The organism is Phenylobacterium sp. (genome assembly GCF_036263695.1).
Classification (GTDB): Bacteria; Pseudomonadota; Alphaproteobacteria; order Caulobacterales; family Caulobacteraceae; genus Phenylobacterium.
Map to the genome: position 1 here is coordinate 1 of NZ_DATAGM010000004.1, position 7918 is coordinate 7918.

12 protein-coding genes and 1 pseudogene are annotated in these 7918 nt (G+C 70.6%); 5 read left to right on the forward strand and 8 right to left on the reverse strand.

Features of this window, described 5'->3' with window-relative positions; translation table 11 throughout:
* Window positions 1-323: peptidase inhibitor I78 (locus VHK87_RS00065; protein WP_329632859.1), on the forward strand; the 323-nt coding region annotated here is incomplete at its 5' end.
* A gap of 214 nt (window positions 324-537) precedes the next feature.
* A complete protein-coding gene (locus VHK87_RS00070) occupies window positions 538-1068 on the forward strand; it encodes a sigma-70 family RNA polymerase sigma factor (protein ID WP_329632860.1) in 531 nt (176 codons plus the stop codon).
* Here VHK87_RS00070 and VHK87_RS00075 read toward each other — a convergent pair.
* From VHK87_RS00075 to VHK87_RS00090, 4 genes are all read right to left on the reverse strand, one after another.
* Window positions 1065-1280 carry a hypothetical protein gene (locus VHK87_RS00075; RefSeq protein ID WP_329632861.1) on the reverse strand — a complete coding sequence of 72 codons (216 nt, stop codon included), beginning with the start codon at window positions 1278-1280 and terminating at the stop codon, window positions 1065-1067. The genes VHK87_RS00070 and VHK87_RS00075 overlap by 4 nt on opposite strands.
* Before the next feature lie 115 nt (window positions 1281-1395).
* A complete protein-coding gene (locus VHK87_RS00080) occupies window positions 1396-1602 on the reverse strand; it encodes a hypothetical protein (RefSeq protein WP_329632862.1) in 207 nt (68 codons plus the stop codon).
* 534 nt (window positions 1603-2136) lie between these two features.
* Complete coding sequence (locus tag VHK87_RS00085) at window positions 2137-2520, reverse strand: DUF2784 domain-containing protein (protein WP_329632863.1); 384 nt, start codon at window positions 2518-2520, stop codon at window positions 2137-2139.
* A 4-nt stretch (window positions 2521-2524) separates the two neighbouring features.
* On the reverse strand, window positions 2525-3331 hold the full coding sequence (locus VHK87_RS00090; RefSeq protein WP_329632864.1) for an acyl-CoA thioesterase domain-containing protein: 807 nt from the start codon (window positions 3329-3331) through the stop codon (window positions 2525-2527).
* A gap of 125 nt (window positions 3332-3456) precedes the next feature.
* On the opposite strand from VHK87_RS00090, the gene VHK87_RS00095 reads away from it, so the two are divergent.
* Together VHK87_RS00095 and VHK87_RS00100 are read left to right on the forward strand one after the other, a co-directional pair.
* On the forward strand, window positions 3457-3936 hold the full coding sequence (locus VHK87_RS00095) for an RcnB family protein (protein ID WP_329632865.1): 480 nt from the start codon (window positions 3457-3459) through the stop codon (window positions 3934-3936).
* A 93-nt stretch (window positions 3937-4029) separates the two neighbouring features.
* The gene (locus tag VHK87_RS00100; RefSeq protein ID WP_329632866.1) at window positions 4030-4512 is read left to right on the forward strand and encodes an EF-hand domain-containing protein; all 483 of its coding nucleotides are present in this window, start codon (window positions 4030-4032) and stop codon (window positions 4510-4512) included.
* On the opposite strand, the gene VHK87_RS00105 is transcribed toward VHK87_RS00100, so the two are convergent.
* Complete coding sequence (locus tag VHK87_RS00105) at window positions 4509-4868, reverse strand: hypothetical protein (protein ID WP_329632867.1); 360 nt, start codon at window positions 4866-4868, stop codon at window positions 4509-4511. The two genes, VHK87_RS00100 and VHK87_RS00105, sit on opposite strands and share 4 nt — an antisense overlap.
* A 98-nt stretch (window positions 4869-4966) precedes the next feature.
* Here VHK87_RS00105 and VHK87_RS00110 point away from each other — a divergent pair, with 98 nt between their 5' ends.
* The gene (locus VHK87_RS00110; protein WP_329632868.1) at window positions 4967-5533 is read left to right on the forward strand and encodes a histidine phosphatase family protein; all 567 of its coding nucleotides are present in this window, start codon (window positions 4967-4969) and stop codon (window positions 5531-5533) included.
* Here VHK87_RS00110 and VHK87_RS00115 read toward each other — a convergent pair.
* The 3 genes and pseudogenes from VHK87_RS00115 to VHK87_RS00125 form a co-directional block, all read right to left on the reverse strand.
* Complete coding sequence (locus VHK87_RS00115) at window positions 5530-6399, reverse strand: TauD/TfdA dioxygenase family protein (RefSeq protein ID WP_329632869.1); 870 nt, start codon at window positions 6397-6399, stop codon at window positions 5530-5532. The two genes, VHK87_RS00110 and VHK87_RS00115, sit on opposite strands and share 4 nt — an antisense overlap.
* Before the next feature lie 26 nt (window positions 6400-6425).
* On the reverse strand, window positions 6426-7364 hold the full coding sequence (locus VHK87_RS00120) for an aldo/keto reductase (RefSeq protein WP_329632870.1): 939 nt from the start codon (window positions 7362-7364) through the stop codon (window positions 6426-6428).
* A 125-nt stretch (window positions 7365-7489) separates the two neighbouring features.
* Window positions 7490-7918 (reverse strand): annotated as a pseudogene (locus tag VHK87_RS00125) (ABC transporter ATP-binding protein); the annotation flags it as partial.

A 7918-nucleotide genomic window follows, 5' to 3' on the forward strand; every position in this document is an offset into this window, starting at 1 on the left:
GCATGAGGGCGAGACTGGCTGCGGTGGGACTGTTGTTGCTCGTCGCCGGCTGCGCCTCTCCGGCGCCGCCGCCTCCGCCGCCACGCGCGCCGGCGCAGCCGCCGCCTGCGCCGCCGCCGCCGCCGCCCAGCGACCTCTGCCGGGCCCGCGAGCACCAGCACCTGATCGGGCGGCCGCGGAGCGAGATCCCGGTTCCGGTGAACCCCGCCGAGCAACGCGTCGCCTGCACGACCTGCCCGATGACCATGGACCACAATCCGCGCCGGCTGAACTTCCTCTTCGACGCGGCGACGGGGGCCATCCGGGAAGTGAAGTGCGGCTGAGTCTTGAAGTGCCGCGTTCGATGAACGCCGTCTGAAAGTCGCTGTTCAGAAACGCGTCACCCTACATCCCCTACGCTCAAAACCGTGACGAGCGGACCTGTGCGGTCGCTCTTGCGCCGGCATGGGAGAGAGCTTGGCGATGCGTACGACCAGAATGGTCGAGAGTGTGTTCGCGCCCGAAGCGGCGCGGGGCGGGGCCTGAAGGCCGGCCCGCATGCACGACAGTCTTGAGGCAGACCCTTTCCGGCGCGACATCATCGCGCTCATCCCCCGGCTCCGCGCCTACGCCATGAGCCTGGCGCGGTCGGACGTCGAGGCCGACGACCTGGTCCAGGAAACACTGATGAAGGCTTGGCGCGCCCGCGCCAGCTTCCAGCCCGGGACGAACCTGCAGGCTTGGCTGTTCACCATTCTGCGCAACGCCTTCCTGTCCGAGACGGTGGTCCGCAACCGTACGACTCAGGACGTCGACGGCCGCCACGCCGCGCAGCTGGCGTCCGGCCCGAACCAGGAGTGGCGACTGCGCTACGGCGAGATGCTGGGCGCCCTCCATCAGCTGCGGCCGCATGCGCGCGAGGCGCTGCTGCTCGTGGCGGCCTCGGGCATGAGCTACGAGGAAGCGGCGAGGATCTGCAACTGCCCGGTCAACACCATGAAGAGTCGCGTGAAGCGGGCGCGCGCCTCGCTGGCGGGCATGATCGGGTTCGAACTGGCGGGCGACGTCCACGCCGGCGCCGAAGACTAGGACTTCCTGGGTTTCTTGCCCACCGGGGGAGCATCGCTCTGGGAGCCGGGGACGTCTCCGCCGGTGTCCTCGAGTTCCTCGATCGCCTTGAGCAGCCGGTCCGAGAGGGGCCAGCGCTCCACGTCCTCCACCATCGCCCGAAGCTTCGCGGTGACGGCAGCTTTGCCAGTCTTGGTCGTCCTACGCTTCTTGGCCGCCATGGTACTCGTCACTGGGCCCCCGAAGCCACACTGTGACGATTCAGGAAGGCTCGCCCAGGCGGCGAATGCCCGCAGTGGGCGGGCGCGGCCCGAGGGGCGGCGCGCGCGGGTGTACGATGAGGAGAGTCTAGTCTCCACCTGACACCTTTCGGGTCAGCTCGCCATAATAGCCTTGGATCAGCAGCTCCACGGTGTCGCCTCGTTCCTCAGCTTCGAACGCCATTTCCTTGGCCATCTGGATCGCCGCCGACCGGGTCAGGTCATGGGCGAGCACTTCGCCGTCCTGGAAGACGCTCCATTCGCCGTTCTTTAGCGCCACCGCGTACTGGACCATGGCTATCCTCGCGTTTCGCCAAATCAGCGCCTGGCAAGCTTTACGGTTCCCTAAGATGGGCGGTCTTCTACCTGACGACGACCTGAACCTAACCTATGTTTGCCATGCGCTAGGCGCTCACTCGCGATGAGTAGACGAATCTTTACGGACAAGGCGAGATTGCGGCGACGCCGCGTCTAGATTGGCGCCATTACCGCCGCGGGCTGTGGATAACCGAGGGCTGCAGCGCATAAGCATCCTTACGGAGTGCTTCGACCCACCGTCCGGATGGGGCCGGAACTGGCGCGCCGATGGGCCGTCGTAGACCGCTGCAGCCCTCGAACCGGACTTAGGCGCCGACCCGGCCGCGCGCAAGCGGCAGCCCAAAAGGGAAAGGAGCGCCCCAGGCCGCGGCCCGGGACGCTCCTCCCTCTGTTCCCCCGAACAGTGCAGTCCAGGCTCGCCGTCGGGCGCGCCAGAACCGCAAATCCAATATCCGCGTTTTACGCCACTGCCTTTTTTTCGCCATGTGGTGAGCCGTCGCAGCCCTGGGCGTCAGCGTCGCAAGGGCCGCGGCGGGACGAGGCGCCACAGCGCCAGCGCGTAGGCGAGCAGGGTCACGTAGCCGGCGGTGAACACCCAGAGCGGGATCGGCCAGTAGACCGCCTGATTGACCCATCGGACGATCAGCGGCTCGGCGCCGCCGGAGCGGCCCTCCAGCGCCGCCTGCCAGTCCGTGAGGAAACAGGCGCGGCCCAACAGGGCCTGCACGGCTACCGCGGCCATGGAGACGAGGTGCAGCGCCCGCCACCAGCCGATTCGCACGAAGCTCCAGCCGCGCCACGCGCCCAGCGGGGTCGCGATCAGGCCGAAGAGGTTGAAGGCGATCACCAGCAGGTGGACGGCCAGGACGAGCTGGGCGGCCTCGGCCCGGCCCACGGGCTCAGGCCTTGGCGGGCGGGGGAGGCGGCGGCTGCGGGGCCCGCTTCTGAGCGAGGGCGCAGACGGCGGCCGACCCGATGGGCCCGGTCTCGTCGTAGAGGAAGGTCTCGCCGATCGCCACGCCGTCGCTCGCCTGGTGGTTCACCACCTCGAAGCCGATCCACTCCGAGGTCGGGACCCGATGCAGATATAGGGTCACGTCGCTGTTGATGTAGCCGAGGCCCTTGTCGCCGGCGTTGGCGAACGGGCTGGCGAAGTCGGCCGCGCCGGCTACCCGCACGAACGGCGTCAGGGGGACGCCCTCGACGAGGTCGCGGACCTCCTTCATCCAGGTGCGCTTGGGCCCGAAATAACCCATGCCGCCGCTGATCGGCCGCATCGCCCACATCCCGCCCATGCCGGCGCGCCGGTCCGGCGGCGGCTCGATGGAGTCTGGGGCCGGAACGTCCCAGTTGGGCGGGCTCCAGACGACCCCCTCGGGCGGGCCGGTGCGGCGCAGCAGCTGGCAGCTGGCCCGCGCCATGCTGACGCCGTTCGAGAAGAACTCGGCGTCGATCACCTTGATGCGGTAGCCGTCGCGCACGACCCGGGTGGTGACCTCCACCGGCGAGAGGTCCGGCAGCCGGTACATATCGACGGTGAGCCGCGCCGGGATCAGGTCCGGCTCGCCGTGGCGGCGTTCGATCTCGGCGCCTAGCAGGCCGACGATGACCCGCCCGTGCAGGGACTTCGGATCCCAGGGGCCTCTGGCGGATTGGGTGGGGACGAAGCGCTCGCCGTCGCGGGTGAAGAAGGGTTCGTTGGACATCGCCGGCGCTTATGGCGGATTCCCGAGGGCGCGGCGAGGCCGAGGTTGAACCGCCGATGAACGGGACGTTCCGGGAGGATCAAGGCCGGAGGCGCCAGACTCCCCCGCCAGCCATGGAGAGATCGATGAGACGCACCCTGCTCGCCTTCACCGCCGCCGCCGTGGCCCTGACCGGCGCGGCCGCCGCCCAGGCCCAGCCGCTGACGAACTTCCCAGGCGTGGTGCTGATCGACGACGATGACGACGAGTGGGACGACTGGCGCGAGGAGCGCCGCGAGCGCGCCAAGGAGCTGCGCGAGCGCGAACGCGAAGCCTACAAGGAGTGGCGCGAGGACGAGCGCGAGCGGGCCAAAGACCTGCGAGAAGCCCAGCGCGACTATTACAAGGCCCAGCGCAAGTATGCGAAGGCCCAGCGCCGCTGGGCGCGCGGCCAGTACCTGCCGGCGGAATACCGCTCGTCCCGGTACGTGATCCACGACTACCGGACCTATCGCCTGCCGCCGCCGCCTCGTGGCTACGGCTACGTGCGTCACGACGACGACGTGCTTCTGACGTCGCTGGCCAGCGGCCTGATCACCCAGGTCCTGGCGGACATCTTGCGCTAGGCGGCCATTGCGGCCGGGAAACAAGGCGCCGTGCAGGCGAAACCTGCGCGGCGCTTCATTGTGCGCCTCGAGTTAGAAGCGGAGATCACTAGCGTGCGATCCTTCCTGCTCGTCGGCTGCGCCCTGGCCCTCGCGGTCGGCGGTTGCAGCCGATCCGAAGAGGCCGAGACGGCCAAGGCGACCGCGGCCCCGGCCGCGCCCGCTGCAGAGCCGGCCGCGTCGGAGGCCGGACCCCCGGGCGGCTTCGGCCCGATAAGCGACCAGACCCTGGACCAGATGCTGGAGCGCAGCCGCGCCAGCTTCACGCGCATGGACCAGGACGGCGACGGCAAGGTCACGGCCGAGGAGCGGGAGGCGATGCGGGCCCAGTTCGGCGGCGGTGACGGCCGCGGGCCGGGGCGCGCCGGCGGGGTGATGGCTCGGGCGGACGCCGACGGCGACGGCCAGGTCACACTTGCGGAGATGGAGGCGCAGGCCCGCGCCCGCTTCGAGCGTATGGACGCCGACAAGGATGGCGTGGTCAGCGCCGACGAGCGCCGGGCCGCCTTCGAGCAGAGGCGCAGCGGCGGCGGCTAGCGGCTCGCCAGCTTGCGACCCTTGCCGGCCACCCGGCGGCCCTTCAGCGGATCGGAGATGCAGGCGGCGCGCACCTCGTGGTTCAGCCGGGCGCGCTCCTTGTCCTTGGCCGCGCTGAGGGCGAGGGAGGCGGCGGTGCCGGCGAAAGGGACGGCGAGGTTGCCGACGAAGCCCACCAGCCCCCGCTCGCGCTGCAGGTCGTCGTAGCGGGCCACCGCCTTGCGGGCGGCGACGCACCGCTTGGACGTCCACTTGCGGTCGGTGGTGTCGAGATTGAGCACCGTCTCCTTCGGGGAACTGACACAGGCGCTCAGCGCCATCGCCAGCGCACTCATCACCAGCGCGTGTCGTCTCATGGCATCCCCTCGAGGGCCTCTCCCAGTCCCGCTCCAATTCGCTGAAGCCGCGCCGGTTCCGCTTCCAAGGGGGCCAGCGGTCCCGCTATGGGTCGGGCATGGCCAGGCTGCTGCTCGTCAAGCATGCGCATCCTCAGATGCTGCCCGAGATGAACGCCCAGCGCTGGACGCTGTCGGAGGCGGGCCGCGAGAGCTGCGGCTGGCTGGCCGAGGCGTTCGCGCGGGAGGGGGTGCGGCGGATCTACGCCAGCCTGGAGCCGAAGGCGCTTGAGACCGCCGCGCTGGCCGCGGCCGCGCTCGGACTGGAGGTGCGCCCGCGCGCTGGCCTCGGCGAGAACGATCGGACCGGCGTGAGCTTTGCGAGCCAGGAGATCCACGTCCGCCGCTTCCACGCCTTCTTCGACGAGCCGGCCAAGGTCTCGATGGGGACGGAGTCGGCTAATGCGGCGCACGCCCGCTTCTCCGCGGCGGTCCGGGCGGCCGTCGAAGAGAGCGCCGGCGAGACGCTGGCCATCGTCGCCCACGGCACTGTCATCACCCTGCTGGTCAGCCGGGCCAACGGCCTTGCGCCGTTCCCGTTGTGGGAGAGCCTGGGACTGCCGTCATACGTGGCGCTCGATCCATACACCCTGGCCTGGGACGGCCGGGTGCAAGAGCGGAGCTAGCTCGCCGCGGCGAGCTGCGGGCGGGGGACGGGGAGGGGATCGACGGTGACGCGGCGCATTTGGCGGCGCTGGCCCGGGTAGTCGTTCAAGGCGAAGTGCCAGACCGAGCGGTTGTCCCAGAAGGCGACCGAGCCCGGCTCCCAGCGGAAGCGGCAGGTGAACGCCTCGTACCTGGAGTGCTGGAAGAGGTAGTCGAGGAGGGGCTTGGAGTCCCGCTTCGACCAGCCCTCGAAGCGCTCGGTGAAGGCGGGGTTCACGTAAAGCGCCTTGCGGCCGGTCTCCGGGTGCGCCAGCACGACCGGGTGCACGGCTTCGCCGGCCATGCCCTCGGCCTCGACGACCTGCATCGACTTGCGCTGCTGCGCCGACTGGCCGGCCGAAGAGTATTCGCGGTTCGCGGAATGGACGGCGTTCAGGCGCTCCAGCGTCGCCTTCAGTCCCGGCGACAGCGCCTCGTAGGCGGCGGCCTGGCTTGCGAAGAGGGTGTCGCCGCCCCACTCGGGCACCTCCACCGCGTAGAGGATGGAGCCGATGCTGGGCTGGGGCAGGAAGCTCATGTCCGAGTGCCAGCCGCCGCCGAAGTTCACCTTGTCCTCCGGCTCCTTGACGATCTCCATCACCTCCGGGTGCTCGGCCATGCCCGCGACGTAGGGGTGGATGTTGAGCGGGCCAAAGCGGGCCCCGAAAGCCACCTGCTGGGCCGCCGTCAGCGTCTGGCCGCGGAAGAAGATCACCTGGTGCTCGATAAGGGCCTGACGGATCTGCGCGATCACCGCGTCGGACAGGTCGGCGGCGAGGTCGACGCCGGAGATCTCGGCGCCCAGGGCGCCCGCCACGCGGCGGACCTGCAGGCTGGAACCGGTCATGGAAGCCTCCTTCTGGCTATCCGACGCTAGGCCGCCCGTACAGCTTCGACAATCCGCCGGCGCTGGGACTCCTCCGGCAGGGGGCCGGAGCCGGCGCCCAGGTTGTCGGCCACGTGGCGCGGGTTGCGGGTGCCGGGGATGACGCAGGTCACCGCCGGGTGGGCGAGCACGAACTTCAGCAGGATCTGGGCCCAGCTGGTCGCCTCCAGCTCCGCCGCCCAGCCGGGCAGCGGCGAACGGCGGACACGGGCGAAGACGTCGCCGCCGGCGAACGGGCGGTTGACCAGCACGGCCATGCTGCGCTCGCGGGCCAGCGGCAAGATGCGCTCCTCGGAGTCCAGTTCGGCGACGGAGTAGTTGATCTGGATGAAGTCCAGCGCGTGCCGGCGCATCGCCGCCTCGAGCGCATCGTAGGCGCCTTCGGTGTAGTGGGTCGCGCCGATCAGGCGGACCCGGCCCGCCGCCTTCCACTCGGCGAGGGTGGCGAGGTGGGCCTCCAGGTCCAGAAGATTGTGCACCTGCATCAGGTCGATCTTCGCCACCTTCAGGAGATCGAGCGACTGCTCCATCTGCGCGACGCCTTGAGTGCGGCCGCGGGTCCAGACCTTGGTGGCCAGGAACAGCGGCTCGGCGATGCCGAGCTCGGCCGCCAGCGCGCCGATCGCCGCCTCGGCGCGGCCGTACATCGGCGAGGAATCCACCACCCGGCCGCCGCCGTCGAAGAAGGTCTTCAACGCCTCGCGGGCCTGAGCCCAGTCGGGATCGGCGGGGCCGATGTCGAACGCCTGCCAGGTGCCGAGGCCGATCACCGGGATCTGCTCGCCGGTCGAGGGGATGGCGCGGGTCAGCAAGGGGCGGGTCTCCTTGGCGGGGGGCTGCGCCGCGGCCGGTTCCGGCTCGGCCGTGCAGGCGGCGAGCGGTAGGGCGGCGGCTCCGAGGACGGCTTGGCGGCGCGTGACGGGCATGGGGCCATCATACACCGTCATCCCGGCCGAAGGTCCGCTTCAGCGGGCGGAGAGCCTCGACCCAGAAGCCACGAGCGCCGCTGCTGGGCCCCGGATCGGCCTTGCGGCCGTCCGGGATGACAGAGTTAGGCGTCAGCCTTCAGCGCTTCGTAGGCCTCGACCGCCTCCAGCCATTCGGCTTCGGCCTTTTCGAGCGCGGCCTGGGCGGCCTCGCGGCGGCGGCCGAGTTCGGCGGCCCGGGCGGGATTGTCGGCGAAGACCGTGGGGTCCAGCAGCGCCGCGTCGATCGCCTTCACCGCCTCGGTGGCGCGGGCCAGGGCGGCCTCGGCCGCTTCCGCCCGGCGGCGGGCGGGGCCGGTGGGCACCTTGGCCTTGCGCTCCACGGCCTTAGGGGGCGGCTCCGGCTCGGGCGCCTTGACCTGTGAGGGGCCGCGGGCGGCGGCCTTGGCGCGTTCGATGACGAAGCGGGCGTAGTCCTCCAGGTCGCCGTCGAACGGGGCGATGGTCCCGTCGGCAGCGAGCCACAGCCGGTCGGCCACCAGCTCCATCAGCGA

Excerpts from the sequence above, each read along its gene's own strand:
- VHK87_RS00120 (WP_329632870.1), bottom strand. The coding sequence starts at position 7,364 with ATGCCCGTCACGCGCCGCCAAGCCGTCCTCGGAGCCGCCGCCCTACCG.
- VHK87_RS00095 (WP_329632865.1), top strand. The coding sequence starts at position 3,457 with ATGAGACGCACCCTGCTCGCCTTCACCGCCGCCGCCGTGGCCCTGACC.
- VHK87_RS00105 (WP_329632867.1), bottom strand. The coding sequence starts at position 4,868 with ATGAGACGACACGCGCTGGTGATGAGTGCGCTGGCGATGGCGCTGAGC.
- VHK87_RS00115 (WP_329632869.1), bottom strand. The coding sequence starts at position 6,399 with ATGACCGGTTCCAGCCTGCAGGTCCGCCGCGTGGCGGGCGCCCTGGGC.
- VHK87_RS00080 (WP_329632862.1), bottom strand. The coding sequence starts at position 1,602 with ATGGTCCAGTACGCGGTGGCGCTAAAGAACGGCGAATGGAGCGTCTTC.
- VHK87_RS00110 (WP_329632868.1), top strand. The coding sequence starts at position 4,967 with ATGGCCAGGCTGCTGCTCGTCAAGCATGCGCATCCTCAGATGCTGCCC.
- VHK87_RS00090 (WP_329632864.1), bottom strand. The coding sequence starts at position 3,331 with ATGTCCAACGAACCCTTCTTCACCCGCGACGGCGAGCGCTTCGTCCCC.
- VHK87_RS00070 (WP_329632860.1), top strand. The coding sequence starts at position 538 with ATGCACGACAGTCTTGAGGCAGACCCTTTCCGGCGCGACATCATCGCG.